Origin of the sequence: Saccharibacillus kuerlensis DSM 22868 (assembly GCF_000378145.1) — a bacterium.
Taxonomy (GTDB): domain Bacteria; phylum Bacillota; class Bacilli; order Paenibacillales; family Paenibacillaceae; genus Saccharibacillus; species Saccharibacillus kuerlensis.
Genome location: NZ_KB899282.1, coordinates 84,514 through 106,630 on the forward strand (window position 1 = coordinate 84,514; position 22,117 = coordinate 106,630).

At 54.2% G+C, this 22,117-nt stretch carries 16 protein-coding genes; 11 read left to right on the forward strand and 5 right to left on the reverse strand.

The window, feature by feature from the left end:
* Positions 1–312 precede the first annotated feature (312 nt).
* The 5 genes from F456_RS0108825 (at position 313) to cydC (ending at position 9,232) form a co-directional block, all read left to right on the forward strand.
* On the forward strand, positions 313–2,343 hold the full coding sequence (locus F456_RS0108825; protein ID WP_018976654.1) for a S9 family peptidase: 2,031 nt from the start codon (positions 313–315) through the stop codon (positions 2,341–2,343).
* A gap of 817 nt (positions 2,344–3,160) precedes the next feature.
* Positions 3,161–4,543: a cytochrome ubiquinol oxidase subunit I gene (locus F456_RS0108830; protein ID WP_018976655.1), complete on the forward strand. Its 1,383-nt coding sequence runs from the start codon at positions 3,161–3,163 to the stop codon at positions 4,541–4,543.
* Positions 4,540–5,553, forward strand: a complete 1,014-nt coding sequence (locus F456_RS0108835; RefSeq protein ID WP_018976656.1) for a cytochrome d ubiquinol oxidase subunit II — start codon at positions 4,540–4,542, stop codon at positions 5,551–5,553. Before F456_RS0108830 ends, F456_RS0108835 begins: the two co-directional genes overlap by 4 nt.
* A gap of 14 nt (positions 5,554–5,567) precedes the next feature.
* Positions 5,568–7,484, forward strand: coding sequence for a thiol reductant ABC exporter subunit CydD (cydD, locus tag F456_RS0108840; protein WP_018976657.1), 1,917 nt, complete (start codon positions 5,568–5,570; stop codon positions 7,482–7,484).
* Complete coding sequence (cydC, locus tag F456_RS0108845) at positions 7,481–9,232, forward strand: thiol reductant ABC exporter subunit CydC (protein WP_018976658.1); 1,752 nt, start codon at positions 7,481–7,483, stop codon at positions 9,230–9,232. Before cydD ends, cydC begins: the two co-directional genes overlap by 4 nt.
* A gap of 187 nt (positions 9,233–9,419) precedes the next feature.
* On the opposite strand, the gene F456_RS0108850 is transcribed toward cydC, so the two are convergent.
* Complete coding sequence (locus tag F456_RS0108850; protein WP_018976659.1) at positions 9,420–11,459, reverse strand: Na+/H+ antiporter; 2,040 nt, start codon at positions 11,457–11,459, stop codon at positions 9,420–9,422.
* Positions 11,460–11,500: 41 nt separating this feature from the next.
* A complete protein-coding gene (locus F456_RS0108855; RefSeq protein ID WP_018976660.1) occupies positions 11,501–12,856 on the reverse strand; it encodes an aminotransferase-like domain-containing protein in 1,356 nt (451 codons plus the stop codon).
* A 127-nt stretch (positions 12,857–12,983) separates the two neighbouring features.
* On the opposite strand from F456_RS0108855, the gene F456_RS22175 reads away from it, so the two are divergent.
* On the forward strand, positions 12,984–14,045 hold the full coding sequence (locus tag F456_RS22175; RefSeq protein WP_157060045.1) for a DMT family transporter: 1,062 nt from the start codon (positions 12,984–12,986) through the stop codon (positions 14,043–14,045).
* Positions 14,046–14,277: 232 nt separating this feature from the next.
* On the opposite strand, the gene F456_RS0108865 is transcribed toward F456_RS22175, so the two are convergent.
* On the reverse strand, positions 14,278–15,255 hold the full coding sequence (locus F456_RS0108865; RefSeq protein WP_018976662.1) for a cation diffusion facilitator family transporter: 978 nt from the start codon (positions 15,253–15,255) through the stop codon (positions 14,278–14,280).
* A gap of 178 nt (positions 15,256–15,433) precedes the next feature.
* On the opposite strand from F456_RS0108865, the gene F456_RS24990 reads away from it, so the two are divergent.
* The 4 genes from F456_RS24990 to F456_RS0108885 all read left to right on the forward strand — a co-directional run bounded on the left by F456_RS24990 (position 15,434) and on the right by F456_RS0108885 (position 18,662).
* Positions 15,434–15,559, forward strand: coding sequence for a hypothetical protein (locus F456_RS24990; RefSeq protein ID WP_018976663.1), 126 nt, complete (start codon positions 15,434–15,436; stop codon positions 15,557–15,559).
* A gap of 241 nt (positions 15,560–15,800) precedes the next feature.
* Positions 15,801–16,409: a lipoprotein BA_5634 family protein gene (locus tag F456_RS0108875; RefSeq protein WP_018976664.1), complete on the forward strand. Its 609-nt coding sequence runs from the start codon at positions 15,801–15,803 to the stop codon at positions 16,407–16,409.
* Between the two features lie 267 nt (positions 16,410–16,676).
* The gene (locus tag F456_RS22180) at positions 16,677–17,375 is read left to right on the forward strand and encodes a FadR/GntR family transcriptional regulator (RefSeq protein ID WP_018976665.1); all 699 of its coding nucleotides are present in this window, start codon (positions 16,677–16,679) and stop codon (positions 17,373–17,375) included.
* A gap of 75 nt (positions 17,376–17,450) precedes the next feature.
* Positions 17,451–18,662 carry a CynX/NimT family MFS transporter gene (locus F456_RS0108885; RefSeq protein WP_018976666.1) on the forward strand — a complete coding sequence of 404 codons (1,212 nt, stop codon included), beginning with the start codon at positions 17,451–17,453 and terminating at the stop codon, positions 18,660–18,662.
* 149 nt (positions 18,663–18,811) lie between these two features.
* Here the strand turns inward: F456_RS0108885 and F456_RS0108890 are convergent, their stop codons facing one another.
* On the reverse strand, positions 18,812–19,228 hold the full coding sequence (locus F456_RS0108890) for a GNAT family N-acetyltransferase (RefSeq protein WP_018976667.1): 417 nt from the start codon (positions 19,226–19,228) through the stop codon (positions 18,812–18,814).
* 210 nt (positions 19,229–19,438) lie between these two features.
* Here F456_RS0108890 and F456_RS0108895 point away from each other — a divergent pair, with 210 nt between their 5' ends.
* On the forward strand, positions 19,439–19,858 hold the full coding sequence (locus F456_RS0108895) for an RrF2 family transcriptional regulator (protein ID WP_018976668.1): 420 nt from the start codon (positions 19,439–19,441) through the stop codon (positions 19,856–19,858).
* Between the two features lie 189 nt (positions 19,859–20,047).
* On the opposite strand, the gene F456_RS23975 is transcribed toward F456_RS0108895, so the two are convergent.
* The gene (locus tag F456_RS23975) at positions 20,048–22,024 is read right to left on the reverse strand and encodes a GNAT family N-acetyltransferase (protein WP_018976669.1); all 1,977 of its coding nucleotides are present in this window, start codon (positions 22,022–22,024) and stop codon (positions 20,048–20,050) included.
* Between the last annotated feature and the right edge of the window lie 93 nt (positions 22,025–22,117).

Genomic DNA, 22,117 nt, shown 5'->3' on the forward strand with positions numbered 1-22,117 from the left:
TGCTCTTGAAATTTGCCGTGTGCGGTCGAGTTCCTTGAAAGTATACCATTCGTACTTTCAATCGCTTATTAACATGAATTTTACGGTATTTCTACCCGCCCGCCAATGAATCGCTGGTCGCATAAAACCGGTTCTCGGAAAAAAACGACAGCGTTCGCCCGTATATCCCCGATTCTTCTCCCTTTTGCTTCCTATTCCGAAGTCAATCCTCCCTCGTCATGTACGGTTTGCCGATTTTTCCCACATCTCGTATCATAAAAGGTAGCATACTAGCAGCATCTATACAGAATATATACATAGGAGGCGTGAGCAATGAGTGAAAAACGCGGACTGACTGCGGAAGATCTGTACCGCTTCGTCTGGGTGGGCGCACCCGACGTATCGAAAGCGGACGGACGCATCGTATATACCGAACGTACGGTTAATGAGGCTCGCGACGGCTATCTTACAAAAATTCGTGCGATGAACAGCAGCGGCGAAAACGATGTTGTGTTTACGTCGGGTGAAGAAGATGCCTCTCCGATCTGGTCGCCGGACGGCTCCTTCATGGCCTTTGCACGCAAGCATCATGACAAGCGCCAAATTTGGCTGCTTCCGGCGAACGGCGGCGAAGCCCGCGTACTGACAGATCTCCCAAATGGGGTCGGCTCGTTCAAATGGTCGCCGGACGGCATGCAGCTGCTGGTCTCCTCGCAGGTTGATCCGGAAGCGAGCGCAGAGGAGCAAGAAGACGGAACATCGGCGGACAACAGCGGGAGCAAAGATAAGGCGCTGAAAGAAACGGTGATCGACCGCATCCGCTATAAAGGCGACGGTTCGGGTCTATGGAACGGCAAACGGAATCACCTATTTGTCGTCGATGCATCCAGCGGCGAAGCGGCTGCCGTCACCTCCGGAGATTTCGATGCCGGAAGCTTTGCCTGGTCGCCGGACGGTTCAAAACTCGCTTTTACCGCCTATATCCCAGAAGAAGGCGATGATACCGATCCGGACTTCCTGCTGGTGAGCGACCTGTACGTCGCGGATGCAGACGGCGGAAATCTTCGTAAGCTGTCCCGCTCCGACTGGGGAATCGGACAAATGGCCTGGTCGCCGGACGGTTCGAAGATCGCTTTCTTCGCAAGCGACCGTTCGTATCACAATGCCACGCTGACCCGCTTGTATATCATTCCGGCGGACGGTGGAGAGATTACTTCTCTCGTAACTGACCCCGATCTGTTGGTCGGCAATCTGGTCGTCGGCGATATGCGCGCCGGGCTGGGTTCGCCGGACCCGCTGTTCTCCGAAGACGGAAGCTCCGTCTACGCGCTGTTCACGCATCATGGCAGCGCAGGTGTGGCCCGCTTCGCAGCCGACGGATCGGGACATGAAGTGCTGCTGGACGGTGACCGCGATGTGTATCAGTTGGCACCGGATCATGACGGCGGCTTCATCGTAGCCGTATCCGATCCGCTCAATCCAGGTGACCTGTACCGCTTCGTCCCAGGCACGAAGGAAGAGACGCGCTTAACAGATGCCAACGGCGCTTGGCTCAGTGAGCATGAACTGAGCGAGCCGGAAGCGTTTTGGGTAGAGACGAAGGATGGCTGGAAAGTGCATGGCTGGATCATGAAGCCGGTAGGCTTCCATACAGCTGCTTCAGACGAATCGTCGAAAGTTCCGACAATTCTCGAAATCCACGGCGGTCCGCATATGATGTACGGGCATACATTCATGCATGAGTTCCAACTGCTGGCTTCCAAAGGCTATGCGGTTATCTTCTCCAATCCGCGCGGCGGCCACGGCTACGGCCAAGAGTTCGTCAACGCCTGCCGGGGCGACTACGGCGGCGGCGATTATCGCGATCTGATGGAGACGGTCGACTATGCGCTGGAACATTATGACTTCATCGACGAATCGCGTCTCGGCGTAACAGGCGGCAGCTACGGCGGCTTTATGACAAACTGGATCGTCGGCCATACCGACCGTTTCAAGGCAGCCGTAACGCAGCGCTCGATCTCGAACTGGGTGTCGTTCTACGGGGTCAGCGATATCGGCTTCTTCTTCACCGAAGACCAGATTGGCGGAGATGCTTGGCAGGATACGGATCTGCTCTGGAAACACTCGCCAATCGCTTACGTACAGCAGATGCGCACACCTCTGCTGATTCTGCACGGCGAACAGGATCTGCGCTGCCCAATTGAGCAGGCCGAGCAGCTGTTCACCGCACTCAAGCGCCTTGGCCGCAAGACGCGGCTGGTCCGCTTCCCAGGTGCCAGCCACGACCTGTCTCGCGGCGGTCATCCGTCGCTGCGGGTGGCGCGGCTGTCGCATATTGCGGGATGGATGGACGAATATTTGTAAAAAAAGAAATTTCTAAAGAATTCAAATCAGAAAAAAGCAAGGAGCTGCTAGTTCAGCAGCTCCTTGCTTTTTTAATCCTTCCTCGCCTTATTTAGTTAGGGCTTGTATGCAAACCTGTTTCCGCAAAACTTAAAAGAGATTATTGAAGGTGTAATAGAAGAAATTGAAGGTTTAACGGGGAAATAGAAAATAAGTGCGTCTGTACACTTATTTTTCTCGAATTTCTAACTTTCGCTGAAATAAGTGCTCCCATACACTTATTTCAGCGTTTTCGCGTTTCTAACTGTACTTTTATGAAAAATAGCTGCACCTGCGCACTTATTGTACGATTTGGCGAGCTTTTGCGGAAAATAGTTGCATCTGGGCACTTATTGGGCTTTACGCTGAATCTTATGGGTGAAATCTTATTAGACACGTCCAATTCCGGCATACACGCAAACCAATAATAGGCTTCGTATTTACGTTCAAAGGCTTCATTTAAACTTGGAAATCGGATCTGGGCGTTGAAAATATCTTCTATGCGAAAAAGTTGATGAGTTTGCGTACACGCCCTAGTAAAGTGCTCTAGTAGTGATAAACTTCATATTCAAGTTTTCTAATTACCGATAAGATTAAAAGTTTCAATACCATACCTACACCCGGCAAACAATAGCTCGAACGAACTATTGTGACATTTTTCACAAAACTGCCGTAAAGCTTTGACCCTTTCTTGAATCCGTTCGCCGATTGCCCGATTTTGCAGAGGATCTCGATATAATGGACTTAATTCATTTGTACAAAACCGAAAGAAGCAGAATTGGAAAAGGGGATTTGCCACATGATGATCGATACTGTGATGTGGAGCCGGCTCGTTACCGGGTTAACGCTGTCGTTCCACGTTATTTTCGCTACAATCGGAGTCGCGATTCCGTTGATGATCTCCATCGCCGAATTCGTGGGCATCCGCAAAAAAGACTCTCACTATACACTTATGGCCAAACGATGGACCCGGGGCTTCGTTATCTCCGTTGCGGTCGGAGTCGTCACCGGCACCGCTATCGCGCTGCAGCTGGCACTCGTCTGGCCGAACTTCATGCAGATGGCGGGTAATGTTATTGCGCTGCCGCTGTTTATGGAAGTGTTCGCGTTCTTTTTTGAAGCGATCTTCCTCGGCATTTACTTGTACACCTGGGATCGCTTCCGCAATCCGTACCTGCACTGGCTGCTGACTGTACCTGTCGTGCTGGGAGCGGCCATGTCCGCGTTCTTCATCACTTCGGTCAACGGCTTCATGAACCAACCGGCAGGCTTCCTGTTCGAAGCAGGCCAGTTTACGGCGGTAAATCCGCTGCAGGCAATGTTCAATGAAGCAACGCCGTCCAAAGTGTTCCACGTACTGGCTTCCGCGTACATGACCGGAGCCGCACTGCTGGCCGCTATCGCTGCGTTTTCGATCCTTAAAAAAGGCGTAACGGACTATGCCAAAAAAGGACTCAAGCTGATGATGGGCGTCCTGCTGCTGTTCAGCTTCCTGACCGCACTTGCGGGCGACGTATCGGCCAAGTTCCTCGCGGAGCACCAGCCGGAGAAGCTCGCCGCCGCCGAATGGCATTTCAAAACGGAACAAGGCGCCGACCTGATCTTCCTCGGCTGGCTGAACGCCGAACGCGAGATCATGGGCGCGCTGCATATTCCGAATGCGCTCAGCTTCCTGGCCTTCAGCGACTTTAACGCGGAAGTGACGGGACTGGACGAGTTCCCGCTCGACGAACAGCCTCCGCTGCTCGTGCATTATCTGTTCGATGCCATGGTCGGCGTTGGATTCACCCTGCTGGCTGTCTCGGCCTTATTCTTCCTGCTTCTACTGCTCAAAAAAAGGGTCGAGCTCAACCGCTGGATGCTGCGTGTGATCGTGTTCGGCGCGCCGCTCGCATTCCTCGGCGTCGAACTAGGCTGGTTCTACGCGGAAATCGGGCGGCAGCCATGGATGATCCGGGGCTATATGCGGGTCGAGGAAGCCGCCACGACTTCGCCGAGCATTGTGATTCTGTTCTTCGTGTTCCTCACGCTGTATATTCTGCTCGGTACGATGTGCGCCGTCGTTCTGCGCCGGCTGTTCCGCGACAATCCAGCCGAAGTTGAACTGGAGAAAGCCGCTCAGGCTCAACAAGACGCGCTGCAGGATGAACAGACGAAGAAAGAAGGTGATCCGGTATCATGAGCTACGAAATTCTCGGCATCTCAGTCCTATGGATTTTCTTGTATGGCTATCTAATTGTTGCTTCGATTGATTTCGGCGCCGGCTTCTTCGCCTTTTATGCGCGCCTTACGGGCAAAGATCATCTGATCAATCGGCTGATCTCCCGCTATCTGTCGCCGGTCTGGGAAATTACGAATGTCTTTTTCGTCTTCTTTTTCGTCGGTCTGATCGGATTTTTCCCAGATGCAGCGCATTATTACGGTTCGGCACTGCTCGTTCCGGGCAGCATCGCCATTATTCTGCTCGCGATCCGCGGTTCGTTCTATGCGTTCGAGAACTACGGGTCCAAGAAAAATATCGTCTTCCTGTTCCTCTACGGCGCGACCGGCCTGCTCATTCCGGCCTCACTGTCCGTGGCGCTCGTGCTGTCTGAAGGCGGCTTTATTACAGAAAATAACGGCATCGTCACGCTCGATTATTTGGAGCTGTTCACGAGCCCACTCGCCTGGAGCATCGTCGGTCTTGCGCTCACGTCGATCCTGTTTATCAGTGCGTCGTTCCTGGCCTTCTATGCATCGCGGGCAGACGACAAGCCGGCGCTGGAACTGATGCGCGGCTACGCCCTGTTCTGGAGCACGCCGACCATCATCGCCGCGTTTACGTCCGTTTTGTATCTGAGTCAGCATAACAACCGGCATTTCCAGAACATGATGGATCTGTGGTGGCTGCTCGGGCTGTCGGTCGTCTTTTTCCTAATCGTGCTGTGGCTGCTGTTCAAAGGCCGTGCTTACGGCTGGGCGTTTATCGGTCTGATGCTGCAGTTCCTGTGCGCCTTTTTCGCTTACGGGATCGGACATTATCCGTATATCCTTGATCCGTACATCACGATCCAGGGAGGAGCGACACAGGAAGCGATGGGTATCGCGCTCGTCGTCGTCTTTATAGCCGGACTGCTGCTGCTCATTCCGTCGCTTGCTCTGGTGTTCCGGTTGTTCCTGTTCGATGCGGATTACGTTAAAGGCAAAAAATAAGGAGGAGATCGGGTATGAAAAAAAGCAAAACCGGACGCGGCCGTCAAAAAAGCGGACTTCTGCCCGAACTGATGGCCGCGCATCAAAAACGGACACTTCTGATTCGGCTGTTGTCGCTGGCACTCGGAGCTGCAACGATCGGACAAGCTGTGCTGTTGGCTCAAGCGGTGCAGCGTATTTTCGTGGAGAAAGCGGCCCCGGCTTCGCTGATCGCCGTGTTCGCGCTGCTGCTTGGCGTCATGGCGGTGCGCACGCTGCTGGCTCACGCCAACGGACGGATCGGACTGCGGATCGCGGCGGACGCCAAAAAAGAACTGCGTGCGCGGCTGCTCCGCACCCTTGCCGCCAATCCGCTGATCACTGCACGGCAGGGACAGACGGGCGGCAAAGTCAGTCTCGCGCTCGATACGGTGGACGAAGCGGACGGTTACTTTAGCCAGTACACGCCGAAAATGATCGAAGCTTCGATCATTCCGCTGCTGATCCTGATCGCCGTCTTTATTTTGCATGTGCCGTCGGGCTTGATTTTACTGTTTACAGCTCCCTTCATTCCGCTGTTCATGGCGCTCATCGGCATCCAGACCAAACACAAATCGGAAGAGAAATTCGAACAGCTCGCCCGCTTCTCGGGCACGTTTCTCGACTCGCTCCAAGGGCTGGTGACACTGAAGCTGTTCGGGCGGGCCAAGCGGCAGGAGCGGGAGATCGAACGCAGCAGCCTGTCTTACCGCGACGCGACGATGGACATTTTACGGGTCGCATTCACCAATACGTTCGCGCTGGAGACGATTGTGATGCTGGGTATCGGAATCGTGGCGCTTGAACTTGCCCTTCAGCTCGTCGTGTTCAAGAACATGCAGTTCCATACTGCTTTTCTGATTCTGCTGCTCGTGCCTGAATTTTATAACCTGCTCAAAAATATGGGTACAGCCTTTCACGGCGGACGCACCAGTCTCGGCGCGATCCGCAACATCGAACTCACTTTGGCGGAAAACGGCATCAGAGAGACGCAAACCGCTGGACAGAGCGACAACCAATCGGTGAGGGGTAACACGGTGACAGGCAGCACAATGATGGGCAGCACGGTGACGAGCGACGTAGACGCGGCTTCGGACCTTGGGGCAAGCCGCGGGGACCAGACGCCGGCCTTCGCTGCAAGCCAAGAGGATTCGGTTCCGGAGAAATCGTTCCCCCCTGCGATCGAACTGAGTGAGCTCTCTTTCCATTACGGGTCGGACGCCTTCACGCTGAATGCTGGTTCTCTGCTTATCGAGCCCGGGCAGCAGATTGCAATCGTAGGTAAAAGCGGTTCCGGCAAGACAACGCTGCTGCATCTGATCGCCGGACTGCTGCCTCCTTCGTCCGGCGAAGTTCGGATTGCGGGCCGCGCATTGACGCAGGCAAGCGAAGACGACTGGTTCAAGCACGTCACTTATATTACGCAGCATCCGTACATCTTTGCCGGAACGGTTGCGGAAAATATCGCGATCGGCACCGACCGCGACGTCTCGCGGACGGAGATCGTTCAAGCGGCCGAAGCGGCAGGATTGTCTGCGCTCGCGGCCGAGCTTGAACATGGCTACGATACGATCGTCGGCGACGGCGGACGTGGACTGTCAGGAGGCGAGAAGCAGCGTCTAGCACTGGCCCGAGCTTTTCTAAAGCGCCCGTCCGTACTGCTGTTCGACGAACCGACGGTCGGACTCGACCTACACACGGAACGGATTCTAATGCAGGCGATTGCCGAACTGTCGCAGCAGGCGACCGTCATCACGATTGCCCATCGCCTCCACACGATCCGGCAGGCGGACCGCATTTTATTTATGGAACAAGGCCGACTGATCGGCAGCGGCAGTCATGAAGAACTGCTGGATACGCTGCCGCCTTATGCACAGATGGTCGAGATTCAGCGAAAGGGGATCACAACATGAGCGAATTTTCCCTCTTTTTCAGAGCGATGCTCAAAGAGCGAAAAGACATTTTATTGTCGATTCTCGGCGGCTTTCTGGCCGGTATCGCCGGAGTCGTGCTGTTCTCGGCCAGCGGCTATCTGATCGCGAAGACGGTCTTCGTGCCGCCGCTGTATACGCTGATTCTGCTTACCTCGCTGGTCAAAATACTCGGCCTGGTACGCGCCGCAAGCCGCTACGGGGAACGGCTGTTTTCACACCGGGCCACCTTTTCCCTGCTGAGCCGTCTGCGGACCGACTTTTTCGCCAGACTGGTCCCGCTTGCGCCCGGCATTCTGAACCGCAAGCGCAGCGGCGATCTACTCGCGCGAATCGTCGGCGATATCGAGAGCCTGCAGTTCTACTTCCTGCGCGTCGCATACCCGCCGATCATCGTTGTGTCGGTCTTTCTCGCTACAGTTCTGTTTGCTTCCTTCTTCTCGATCTGGATTGCGCTGCTGCTTATGCTCGGCATGCTGATCACGGCATTCGCCGTTCCCGCCTTTGTGCGGATCGGGCAGCACAAAACAGACGGCCGGGTACGCCGGCAGCGCGCCGCCCTGTCCTCGGAAACGACGGAACTGCTGTACGGCTTCATCGATCTCAAAGTGTATGGCCGGCTGCAGCAGTGTGAACAAGCTCTGCTCGCCGCTTCCGGCGAACTGACGGAAGCCCAGCAGTCGGATGCGCTGCATCTGCTGCGCGGGCAGTCGCTGCACAGCTTCGTTACGTTCTTCGTTTCCTGGGGTGTGCTTGTGCTCGGCGCCTTCCTTATCGCAAATGGCTCGATGGCCGGCGTATTTCTCGCCATGCTCATCATGGCTTCAATGACCGTGTTTGACGAGTCGGCAGCCTTGGCAACCTTACCCGCCTACAAGCGGGACAGCGCCTTCGCCGCCAATCGGCTGGGCGAAACGTTCGCCGCTGCGGAATCAAACACCGACGGCAAAGCGGATTCGAAGCCCGCGGCGAAGCTTGAGCGGGACGCAGCCGTATCCGTCGAACTGGACAATGTCCATTTCCGGTACGCCGAAGACTGGCGGCCTGTGCTGAGCGGCGTGTCGCTTCAATTCGAAGCCGGGTCCAAGACGGCGATCGTCGGCCCGAGCGGTTCGGGCAAGACGAGCATTTTGGAGCTGATCCTCAAGCTGCACGCGCCGACGGAAGGCCGGATTGTCTTGAACGGCACGCCGATCGGCGAGCTGGATGCGGAAGATCTGTGGAGCCGAACAAACGTAGTGCTTCAAGCCGGTCATTTTTTCCGCGGTACGGTTCGGGACAATCTGCTGCTTGAAGACGATAGCCGAAGTGAGCAAGAACTTCTGAACGTGCTGGAACAGGTCAATTTACCGGGTAAACGGCTGGACGATCTCATACTGGAAAAAGGCGAGAATTTGTCGGACGGTGAAAAGCAGCGGCTGGCAATCGCCCGCGCGCTGCTCAAAAGCGGCAGATTGTGGCTGCTTGACGAGCCGACTTCCTCGCTGGACTACGTGACCGAACGCCGTGTGCTTGAAGCGATGCTGGAGCGGGCGAAGGACGACACACTTGTCATGGTCTGCCACCGCCTCGCCGGACTTGAGCGGATGGACCAGATCGTCGTTGTAGACCGGGGGGTCATCGTGGAGACTGGCACATACGATCAGCTGATGCAGATCCGGGGTTATTTCTACGAAATGAAGCAGATCGAACGACAAATGATCGGATCGTTCGACGATGCCGAAGCCTGAACGTATGCAGAGAAACCAAAAACTCCTGCGGCGAATCGGCGATTCGCTGCAGGAGTATGCGTGAAGGTAAGGGGCATTCACCGGGCATCCGGCTCACCGAACGTACCGTCCATAAAGGGCGGTACGTTTTTTTGTCTTTCCTGTTGTGTCTTCTTGTTGTATCTTCCTTTTTGTCTTTCCCTTTAACTCAATGCCCAAAATTCTCTTCCTCCGGCACATCCGTCTCCAGATACCGGATAAACTGCCGCAGGCGGCCGGCGAGGTCACGGGAGATCTCGCCCTTTTCAAACAGCCGCTGCACATGGTCGCGCTGTTCCTGAATGGCGGCGAGACGCTCCTGCATCCGGTGCTCACGCTCTTCCCGTTCCTCTTCGGTCTCCTCATCCGGCAGGCCGAAGCTTGCTTTGCCCAAGCGACCGATCAATTGATTGTAACCGTCGATCAACCGCTTGGCTTCCGCCCGGTTTTCATCGCTTGTCCGCTTCTCGATCGCTTCGATGGCGGATTGGGCCATGCGGGTCTTCGCAGTCTGCAGTGAGCAGAATGCCTGCTTGTTCTTCAGCTCGCCGCGACGGTTGCGAGCGAACAGTGCGGCGGCGAATCGGCCGATATCCGCAGCTGGCGTAGCGACTCTCGCTTCCAGGCGGCCCGGAATATTTTCCTCGATCCGGCTCAGATGCTCGAACAGCGGCGTTGCTTCTTCTTGATCGACCTCGCCGTTCTGTACCATCTTGCTCAATTCGCGGCGCTGTGCACGGATACCCGCGTACATGAGATCCGCTTCGCGGCGGGGCGCTTCGGGATCGGCGGCATAGGCATTGGTCGCCTCCTCCATCCGCTGCAAATACTTCGTAAAATCCTGAATTTCCGAAGCTGCAACAGAACGGCCTTCGTCCAAGTCCTCCTGCCCAAGGCGCTGAGCGATCGCACTCAAAATCCGGCGTTTGAGCGGCTGCTCACTTTTTGGTGATTCTGCCTGTTCATTGCCGGAGATCATTGGCAGCAGGATGCTGCCGGCCAGCAGTGTGAACAGGATAACCCCTGCGGCTAGGAACAGGATTAGATTGCGTTCAGGAAACGCTGTTCCGCCGGCAAGCATCAGCGGAATCGAGAAAGCACCGGCCAGTGTAACGGCTCCGCGGACACCGGACAGCGCAGTCTGCACTGCAGCTTTGAACAATGGAATGCCTGTCCGTCCTGCTCCGCTGCCGTGATTGGTCGACAGCCAATAGACATAGATCCAGACAAAGCGCAGTACGATCAGCCCGACGGAGATCCAGGTCACATGCCAAAGCGCGCCCCAGCTGCTGACAGCTGGATCTGCGAAAATAGCGCCTAGTACTTCCGGCAGCTGCAGACCGAGCAGAACAAAGACAAGACCGTTCAATACGTACAGAAAGACCGACCAGGTACTGCTGGACACTACCTGCAGCTTAACTCGTACCGATTCGGCACGATCACGCTCGATTGCGTGTACAACCCCGCCCGATACGGCTGCCAGAATGCCTGACAAGCCAAGATGCTCGGCGACCAGATACAGTACAAACGGAGTCACCAGCTGGATCAGCACGTGCAGCGTCTCGTCTTCCATTCCGAATCGGCGCAGGAAGACCCGAATCCGGATAATGACGAAGGCAAGTGCAGCACCGACCAGCAGGCCGCCGACCGCGATGAGCACAAAGCTGAGCGAAGCTTGATAAATTGAAAAAGTTCCCGTAACCGCGGCCGCAACCGCGAATTTGAACGCAACCAAGCCGGATGCATCATTGACGAGCGCTTCGCCTTCCAATAGACGCATAATATCTTTCGGCAGCTTGATCCGCCCGGCCAGCGAGCCGACGGCAACCGCGTCTGTCGGCGACAGGATAGCCGCCAATGCAAAGGCAGCAGCCAGCGGAATGGACGGAATGACCCAGTGGATCAAATAGCCGAACATAATAACGGTAACGAACACGAGTCCAAGCGCCAGCAGCAGAATCGGCGCTCGCAGATTCCACAGTTCTTGACGGGGCGTCATCCGTCCGTCATTGAACAGCAGCGGAGCGATAAACAAGACCAGGAACAGCTCCGGTTCCAGCGGCACATGAAGATGCGGCGGGAGAATTTGGGCCATGACGCCGAGACCGATCTGAACTAATGGTACGGGGATAAAAGGCAGAAATCGGTTGATCACGTTTGAGAGTCCGATGATCGCAAGCATGACCAGGATACTGATAAAAAGCTCCATTCAGCATTTGCTCCTTTTCAAGTAGAGTAGATTGCTTATTGTTAAGGCAAACGGCCGGCAGACTCCCGCGCAATTTCTTCGGCAACGGCCGCGACACCGCCGGGAATATCTTCTTCGCGCACGCCAGAGACGTTCAGCTTAATCATTGCTTTCGCCTGAAATCCGGTCAAGTAATGGCTGTTGGCACTTTCTACGCGTACAGAGCGGCTGTGCAGCCGCCTGATTACGCGCGGCAGCACAGCCGGGACCTGCGGCAGCAGATGCGTCAGGATACCGCCGGGCGAAGGCAGCGGTCCGCTGAAGACGCCGGGGTGAGCTGCACTAGCCTCACGGATCGCTTCGCTCAGCAGGTTTGAGCGCCGCAAATAGCAGCCGCGTATTTTGTCCCGATGCCGATCGAACATGCCGCTCTTCAAATACAGCTCCAGCGCAGCCTGAGACAGCATCGAGCTGTCGATATCAAGCAGCTGCTTATAGCGCCTGAATGAGTCAGCCAGCTCGCGAGGCAGTACGGCGGCACCGACCCGAAGACCTGGGAACAGAATTTTCGAGTAACTTTTTAAATAAATCGTCCGCTCTTCTCTATCGTAAGCATACAGAGGATCGGCTTTGGCGTCCTGTTCGAGATCCGCCATATAATCGTCTTCCACTACATACACACCGTATCGAATCGCAAGTTCCGCTATGGCTTCCTTCTGTTTCCGGGTAAACGAGCCGCCCAGCGGATTATGGTAACGGGGAATGGTGTAGAAAAATTTGATCGCTCCGCTTCGAAACAGATGTTCCAGCTCGTTCAGATCGATTCCGTTCGCATCGCGCCGGATACCCATCGCCGGGATACCATGCGCTTCCAGATAAGCCTTGAACAGCGGATAGCTTGGCTGCTCGATCAGGATCGTACGCTTGCCATCCGGAAAAGGCATGGCAGCGAGCAGCGTCAGCGCCTGCTGCACACCGGAAGTAATAAAAATTCGCTCGGTTTCCGCAAACACCTGATAGCCGGCCAAGTGACGCTGCATTTCCTTGATCAGCGTCGGCAGGCCCTGCGGCGTTCCATAGATGAACAGATCGTTCCGGTAAGTGTCGATCGCCTTGTTCAGACAGTGCTGAAAATCCAGATACGGAAAAATATCGGGATCCGGGGCTGAATGAACGAAGTCGATCATTTGTCGAGGCTGCTCCTCCTGCTCCTTACGTCCAAGCACATAATAGCCGCTCTTTGCCGAAGCATAAATCAGATGCATTCGTTCCAGCTCGGAGAGCGCACGGATCACGGTGCTTTTGCTGCAGGCATAACGTTCCGACAAGATCCGGATTGAAGGAATTCGGTCCCCTTCCTTGAACGACCTCGCAATCATGCGCTCCAATTCATTCAGCAGTCCCATGTACTTGTACATTCGTACGCCTCCTCGCTCATCTGTACCGGTACAGATCACAATTATAGATATTGTAACACTATACATGCCCCTTTAGAATAAAGAGGCAGCTGCGGCCGCGTCGCTCATTACAGATCACGAAGGTGGAATGCTTGTGCGTACCCGTTCGACTAATGGAGCCTATATGGCCGCTTTATTAAACGCGCTTATTATCGGATTCTCTTTTCTGTTTGTCAAAATCGCGCTGCAGAGCGCCGATCCGCTCGATATTCTGGCTTACCGTTTTCTGTTCGCTTTTGCCGCCGCTTCCCTATTCGCGTTTCCAGGACGCAGCGGCATCCAAAAAATCCGGTCCGGAGCTGTCCGGATACTGCCGCTCACTGTTCTCTATCCTCTTGCATTTTTCAGCTTTCAGACTTTTGGTCTGCTCTACGCCTCCTCGGCCGAAGCCGGCATGATTCAGGGAGCAGTCCCGGTATTCACCCTGATCTTGGCCGCCCTTCTGCTTGGAGAACGAACGGGAACGCCGCAGAAGCTCTTTACACTGCTGTCTGTGGCCGGCGTGGCCTGCCTGTTCGCAGGGCGTGAAGGTGCCGTCTTCGCCGCCAGTCTCGCAGGTATCCTGCTCATCTTGTGCTCGGCGTTCTCACAGGCCGGCTATAATGTGCTGGCACGCCGGCTGAGCCGTACTTACAGTCCCAAGGAACTGACTTACTTCATGAATATGCTGGGCTTCTTCTGCTTCAGTCTGCTCGCGTTGATCCGCCATGCCGCACGGGGCACCCTGCCGGAACTGCTGACTCCGCTGCACTCGCCGTCATTCCTGCTTGCCGTTCTGTATCTCGGTGTGCTGTCGTCGCTGGCGACTTCCTACCTATCAAATTACGCTTTGTCCCGAATCGAAGCTTCCCGTATGAGCGTATTTGGAAGTTTGTCCGCTGTCGTCGCGCTTTCGGCCGGTGCCTTGTTCCTTCACGAGCCGCTCCGGCCTGCCGCGCTGCTGGGTGCAGCAGCGATTATGACCGGCGTTATCGGTGCAGCTTTGTCCGGAAGGCGGGCTGACAAAAAAGAAGCTGCGAAAGAAGACATGATAGAAGCAGCGACTGAAGACGCAATAAAAGTCAGGGTAGAAGACACGACGGAGGTCACGACACCGGCTTCGTATGATGAGAATCGATCCGGTTCCTTATCCCCTCCCCGCAGCGGCTGACTTCGATCAAGAACATACGCCGCTGCACGAATCAGCCGAGCATTTTTTCCATATCAAGCTTAAAATCATGATCCAAAGCGCTTAATATCATGATCTCCAAAAAAAGCTGCACGGTTTCTCAAACGAGAAACCGTGCAGCTTTTTCCAACCCTTTTCATGCGCTGTATATGCTCATCGCATGCCTTTTTCTTTCTTTTACCGTCTATCTTCTCTGCCCATCCATAATAGGTTGTCAATCCTCCAGCATTGTTCCGCCGGAACCGCCGATACTTACCGGTTCTTCATCTTTGTCTGCAGCGTCAGCGCCCGGATACCATGGATTCAAGTGAATCATCACTTCGCTTACGTTCGGATGGGAAGACAGAATCGATTTCTTGATCTTGCGAATAACGTCGTGCCCCTGCTGAATCGTCATCTGTCCGTCGACTCCCACACGCAGATCAATGATGATGTACTGTCCATGTTCGCGTGCCCGAATTCGGTCGATCCGTTTGACTTCTTCGACGCTGCGAACAATCTGCTCAAGCGCCTCCAGTTCCTGCGACCCGATCGCTTTTTCCATCAAGATATCGATCGATTCGCGCGCCATGTCCCAAGCCAGCTTGAGCACCAGCATCGCTACGATGATTCCCGCTACCGGGTCTCCGTAAGCCAGAACCGGCATACCGATCATTTCGCCAATCAGGCCGAGTCCGATACCGATTACCGCCGCGCCGGATGCATAGACGTCGGCCAGATGGTCCTGCGCGGTCGCAATCAGCCCCTTGCTGTTTGCACGGCGGCCGATCCGGATTGTATAAACGTACAGCACGAACTTCCAGATCAGCGACAGTGCCGCCGCAATCAGAGCAATAACATGTGCTTCCGGAATCGGGGCGAACAGCGCCGTCAACGAATGATAACCGATATACAGAGCCGCCAGCAGTAGGATGGTCGCCACGACGCTTGCCCCGATCACTTCCGCTTTGCCGTGCCCGTAAGGATGATCTTCGTCCGGCGGAAGGCTCGAGATACGCATAGAGCCGAGCGCCGCTGCCGAAGCAATCACATCGCCCGCATTGTGAATTCCGTCCGCGATCAGTACTTGACTGTTAAACAGCACGCCGACCGTAATCTTCAAAATGGTAAGCAGTACGTTGCTGATCAAGCTGATCCAGGCTGCGAAAATCGACTGTTTTTTCACTTTTTCCATTTGTTTGTCCATAATCATAAATATCGTCTCCGAACCGCTTGGATAGTAGATGAACCGAAAAATCCGTCAAGAGTTTCGATTATACCTTACCACTCCCTTTTTGAACATAAAAGGTTTCAGCTTGTCGCAAGCGGGTAAATCTCAAGCATAGCACGACATCAACATTCACAACTTAGAATTCGAGGAGGAATTAATCATGAAAAGATCTTCTTTGATGACCGCTGCAGTCGGGCTCGGAGCTGCTTATCTGCTCAGAAACAAGAACTCCCGCACAAAATTGATGTCACAGCTGCAATCGATGGGCAAACGCAGCGCGAAGTAGAATCTGATCCGGATTGAACTTTTCATACTATGGCCGAAGCTTATGCGCACCGTAAGCGACAGCCCCAAAAAGGAAGCCTTCTCCAGAAGGCTTCCTTTTTGGTATCCCATTTTTCGCATTCAGCCTACCTTAAAAATAATGTAAGATTCCATTAAGACAGATCCATAGAGCCCAACCTTCTCTCCTCGTACAATAAGGATATTCAGAGGCGTCACAGGCCCATACAGAGGAGAGATTTTTCATGAAAAAGATGACAATCGTGGTCCTATCCGGTTTATTCGCATTCGTCGTTATTCCCGCCGCTTACTTTTTTGTAGTCGTTCCGGTACTCAATCAGCGAGCCAATGCAATTATGCTGACCGGCAGCGGAGAAGACATTGAGGCCCAAGTCAAACAAGCAAATGCCAAAGCCAACAAACGTATCAATTATCCGGTCAAATGGGACGAGAAAACATTGATCGTCAGTGAGACGACTGCCCGAGCCTTCACGGAACACCGATTGATTCTGCGCAAAGATCCTGCAAATTCGAACAAGCGCGAACCGTTGACAGAACTTCCGATCCGGCCGGCGAATGCAGCGGGACTGCTGTTTACCGGGTTTGAAAACGAAGCAAAAGCATCCGCTTTCCCGCTGAATGACAGTCGGGAGAATCTCGACTACGGCGGCAATTACTTTCTTGGCAATCTGCGATTAACGGAATCCGCCATTGTCGTCCTGCCCGATGAAAGATACCGGGACATTACACTGCCCGAACAACAGCTGAGCCTGCTTAAATTCAGTGCACTTGACGACGTCAGCGAAAAAGTCGGCAATTTCTCACCAGGAGCTCGCCTGCTGAAGATCAATTAAGCCCAAAGCCAATCTCTCATTTTATCCAAAAAGACTCCAAACCAAGCATGCTTCGCTGGCCAGCCCTTTTCCTTCATGCGAAAAGGGCTGTTTGCCCGTTTGCCTATTTGTCTATTTGCCCGTTCGCTTGTTCGGGTCTAGAGTCTGCCGATACGAACACGGAATGTCCTTCTTCTTTTTTACGCCCCTTTACAACTTTCTACATACCTCTTATACTGATTCGAGCAAAAGAACCAATCATCCTACCTTTAAAATGAAGGAGTATCCATGTTTGAAAAATTAGAAAAACAGACGTTGTCCGGACGAGTGTATGCTCAAATCGAGGCACTGATTACCGGCGGCGAATGGGAGATCGGCAGCCGGATACCGCGTGAAGCCGATTTGATGGAACAACTCGGCGTCAGCCGTAATACGCTGCGCGAAGCTATTCGCGGACTAGTGCAGGTCGGTCTGCTGGAGACACGCCAAGGCGACGGAACATTCGTGACGGCGAGCAGCGAATTGAGTGCTATTCTGCATAAGAGAATCAGCCGCTCTTCCATCCTGGAAGCGCTGGAAGTTCAGCACGCATTGGACCGTGAAGCGGCAGCACTTGCCTGTGAACGGCGCACGGACGACGATCTGACACAGATGGAAAGGTACGCAGCAGCATGCCGCCAGGCGATGAGCGGCAGCGAAGATCATGAAGCATTCAAGGATGCCGACTGGAACCTCCATCGCACCGTTGTTGCCGCATCCCGCAATCGCCTATTGGCCGATCTTTATGAAAGCTTGTTCGAAAAGCTGCAAGTATCGATTCTCGCTAACCGCAGTATTTCCGGCACCCGCTATGAGATTGGGCATCCGACGTTGATCGCCGCGATTCGGGATCGCGATGCGGAGCGTGCTATCCGTTCCGTCGACGATTACATCGCGCATTTCAAAGCACCGCATGAGCGGCCGGACGACAATTGGACAGATGTCTAAATTCGCTCCGTCCGATTATCCAAAATTTATTCAAAGCCGTCCGAACGGACGGTAGGAACGGAGCGTATTTTTATTATGAAAAGAACCGATCTTCCACGTACGGAAGATGCCTCAAATGCCGTCTATTACATGCTGCTCGCCGGCATCCTGCTCGTAGCGGCCAACCTGCGTACTCATATCACTTCACTCAGTCCCATCATTGATACGATTCGGGAAGCTTTGTCGCTGTCGAATACGACAGCCGGCTTCCTGACAACACTGCCGCTGCTGGCTTTCGCCCTGCTGTCGCCATTTGTATCCAAATGGGCCAGAACTTACGGTGCGGAACGAATGATCTTCATTTCGCTCGTATTGATCGTTGTCGGCAGCCTGTTCCGCCCTTTCGGTGGCATTGTCCCGCTGATGGCCGGCACATTCCTGATCGGTCTGGCTGTCGCCGTATTCAACGTATTGCTTCCCAGCATTATCAAACGCGAATTCCCGCAGAAAATCGGCGTCATGACCGGCTTGTATTCGATCATGATGGGTATTTTCGCTTCCGCAGCTGCCGCAGTCAGCGTACCGATCTCCGGTACCGGCATCGGCTGGCGCGGTGCGCTGCTGATCTGGACAATCCTGTCCGCGATCGGCCTGATCGTCTGGCTGCCTCAGCTTCGTCGCAATACGCGTGGTGCCAGCGCCAATGCTCCCGATGTACCAAAGCGCAGTATCTGGCGTTCGCCGCTTGCCTGGTTTATTACAGTCAATATGGGCATGCAGTCATCGATCTATTACATCATGGTCGCCTGGCTGCCCAATATGATGCAGGCTCAGCATCTTGATCCCGTAGTCGCCGGTTATATGCTGTCGCTGTTTCAGATGCTGATGATTCCGGTCAATTTTATCGCTCCAATTCTCGCGGCACGAATGCGAGATCAGCGATCTTTGATCGTTATGACCTCTATCAGCTACGTACTCGGTATCTTCGGATTCCTATTTGCCGGCGGTTCGCTGATCATTATCGTACTGGCCATCGTATTCTTCAGCCTTGGAGGCGGCTTCTCGTTCAGTCTGATCATGATGTTCTTTTCGCTTCGAACGAAGAATGCCTCCGAAGCAGCCGACATCTCGGGTATGGCCCAGTCTGTCGGTTATCTGCTGGCCGGCTGCGGACCGCTGCTCTTCGGCGCACTTCATGATGCTACCGGCGGCTGGGAAATCCCTTATTATGTCATGTTCGGCATTACTGCGGCGTATCTGCTGACCGGACTCTATGCAGGTCGCGGCGGACGGTATGTACATGATTGATGATGGATTCAAAAAAGAAGCACAAGAAAAAAGGCTCTCCGGATGGAGAGCCCTTTTAATATGTTCAGCGGAATATGCGAACAGCACGGTCAAGTGAATCTCTTTCCCGTACAGTTCCTGCCGATTCGTCGTTTCAATTTTCGCAGTTTTCACGAAATACCTTTTTGATTCTTATAATTGCGCCGCATCATACCATTCGAAGGACGCATGCCTTGGCGGGCATAGAAACTTTCCAGCTCCGGATCGCACATCAAATCAACCATGTAATAATTCCCCAGCTGCTCCAGCATCCGCTGTGCGAGTTCCCGTCCAATGCCTCGTCCTTTATACGAAGGAACAACTTCTAGCAGCGGAATGTATGCGCTCAAGACGCCGTCAGACAGCGCATTCACAAATCCAATGATCTTCCCCGTCTCTTCATCCTGTGCAAGCACAACGTAAGCTGAGCCCTGCAAAATCCGAAGAAAAGTTTCCGGACTCGGGTGATTTGACCAACCATCAAAAAAGCCGTCGGCAAACGAATCCGCCTGAATAGATTCGAGACTGTTAAGATATTGAATCGTCATAAAATCGCCTCCCGTTTTTAGTTTGCCAAGATTATATCACTACGTACTTTGATTACCTAGTCCAACATTTTGAACAGTTTTGCACGGTGAAGAAGATTGACGGGGAATCCAAGGATTGCGACAATAGAAAAAGAGCGATTCTGCAGGAACGTTGTGCCAAACCGAAGCCGCAAAGCCGGCATTCCAATCCATAACTGAGGATGATAAACGATGAACTATTCCAAAGGTACGAATTACGCGCTGCATACCATGCTTGATCTTGCAGCACGCCCGGCGGGACTCAAGATCGGTGTTCAGGATCTTGCCGTGAAACAGCGTGTCTCCCCCACTTACCTGTCCAAGATTTTGACCAAGCTTGCCAAAGCAGGGCTGGTCGACTCTTACTCCGGCGCGCAGGGCGGCTACTGCCTGCGGCGCAACAAATACGAAATTTCGTTCCTAGATATTATTCAAGCTGTCGAGGGCAATACCCCGCTGTTCAAAGGCTGCGACTCCAATGGTCCGGGCTGTCTGATCGAAGCGGTCATGCGCGAATCCGAACGCAAGATGGACGAACATCTGCGAACCACGACAATCGGCCAGGTCGCGGATGAGATGCAGGCCCACCATGCCGTGGAACACGCCGACTAACCTCGTTTCAACAAGCGAAACACGTACAGCCGGGAAAGGGAAGAAACGGCTGCCAGAAGAACAACCGTTATGACCTGTATGACAGGCTTACCGAAGTTTGCGAACCGAAAAAGATCCGGCTTTTCGCATTGATGCGAAAAGCCGGATCTTTTTTCGTATTCTGGTTAAATTCAAGTCTCTTGCTGACGGTTATAGAGCCTGCCTCCAAGCTTCTAGCATCTGAGCGACCGATTCCCAGCGCTCTTCCCGATCCGGAGAAGCGGCCAGAAGAGCAATCCGGTATAACTCATCCCCGGCATCCCAAAGCTCGCGCGAACGGTCCAGCTCGCCGCCAAGCAGACAGAACGCCATGGCGCCCATATTGTATACATTGGTCCGCGAATCGATCGGCGCACCAAGTTTATACTCCTCAGGCGACATGAAGCGCGATGATCCCCACATTCGGCCTCTCTCGTTCGTATACGGCTTCGGTCGATACAGGTCAATATCGCAGATTGTGATTTTGCCGGCGTCAAAGTCGTAAATCAGGCTGCCGTCGTAAAAGTCGATCGCTGCGTAACCAAGCGCTTCCGCATGAGCATGGAAATCAAGAATATCTTCCATTGCCGCAACCCGATCCTCTACAGGCAGTTTGCGGAAGCGATAGATCGCCGAATCGGGATGTTCCGGCGGCAAGTCGGCGCTTGGGCGGAGAAGCTCTCCTTCCGCCCATCCGAACAGAATCGCATAACCGTCCGGCGTATCAAAGTGATCGAGCATCTGTACGAGTACAGGATGACGCAGCGCTTCGTACACCTGTGCCGCTCCCTGCAGCAGCCGGATTGCTTCTGCAGGATGGCCTTCGTAATCCGCCGTTGCGGCGCCGGCATACTTGATGAAGACTTTTTGGTCTTCGATCTCGAGGCCAAAAGACAAATTCCCGGAATCCTGCCGATCCCAGACGCGAAATACTCGACCGAACGGAGCCAGCCAGTTCAGATCATGAGGCTCCCGCAGCAGGAACGGCACGCCGTCGATCCGCTGCTCAATCAGACCGCCGAGCGGATCCGGTTCCGTCGCAGATGAGCGCTGAACACCGACTACCGTACCGGCAATCACAACCGGACCGGACTGCGCTGGCGGCATAGCCGGAGCCGGAATAATAGGTGCGAAAGGCGCTAGACTGCCCTCTTCGCCTATTGCAAGCGTAACCTGCGGAATACCGGGTTCATCAAGTTCACCAGGTTCCATATATGGCTCCGGCATCTCTTCGTTCAAAGCCGCGATTTCTTCCGGAGAAAGATGATCCTGCAGCGAATACTCCGCATCGCTGTCCTCTTCGTACAAATCTGACTCCAGCCTATGGAGCGTTTCCTCGTCAGGTTCGTCAATTTTTTTAGTCTCGACAGCCAGATCTCCCGACTCTCCATCGCCTGCCAAAGTTTGGGCTCTGCTATGATCGGCCTGCATGTCGAGCAGAAAGGCCGCTGCCTCCTCGGCAGTTATTGTCGTGTCCTGCGGCTCTTCCTGCAATCCGGAAGAGATCGTATCAGCGAACCCTTCCTCTTGCGCAGCCACCTCATATCCACCACCTTCATGCCCGCTTCCGGCACGCTCTCTCCGTTCAATGAGCTGCTCCCGAACCAGCCACTCTTCTTCAAGCATCGCATAGATGCACTCGTCTCTCCAATCGCCGTCAATTGTCGGCAGATTCTGTCGGAAGAAAGCTTCCATGCGCATGCCCAGCTTTTCCAACGTTGCACGTAAAGCCAGATTCTCCGGTGGACAGGACACCGTCACCCGATGTAGATCGAGTCTGCCGAATGCATAGCGAAGCAGCGCCTGTGCCGCTTCGTCGGCGTAACCGTAGCTGCGGCTGGACTCCCGTATTCCCAACTCGAACTCGGCCGATCCCGGCTGGAGACCGGATCGGAAGAAGACATGGCCGATCACTTCACCGTTCTCATGCAGTATAAGGGCATAGAGCTCCGGGTTCGCCGTCATGCTGCGCAGCCGCTGCTCCGTGTAGACGCCTTCCGGAAAATCGTCGGCGACACCTTCTTCCTGCAGATATGTTAGCAGCAGCCCCCACTCCTCGCTGCCGAACCGGCGGATCAGCAGACGAGGCGTCCCCGTCAACAACGCCGGTGTTTCCTCGTGTGCAGCGCTTCCTTTTTCTCTCTCCATCTTGTTCCCCTCCCCTGTGGAATCCGGCTTTCCGTTTACACCACAATTTTCAATTTTCGCCGTGAATAGAGCTTTTCCTGCTTATTCGTCACT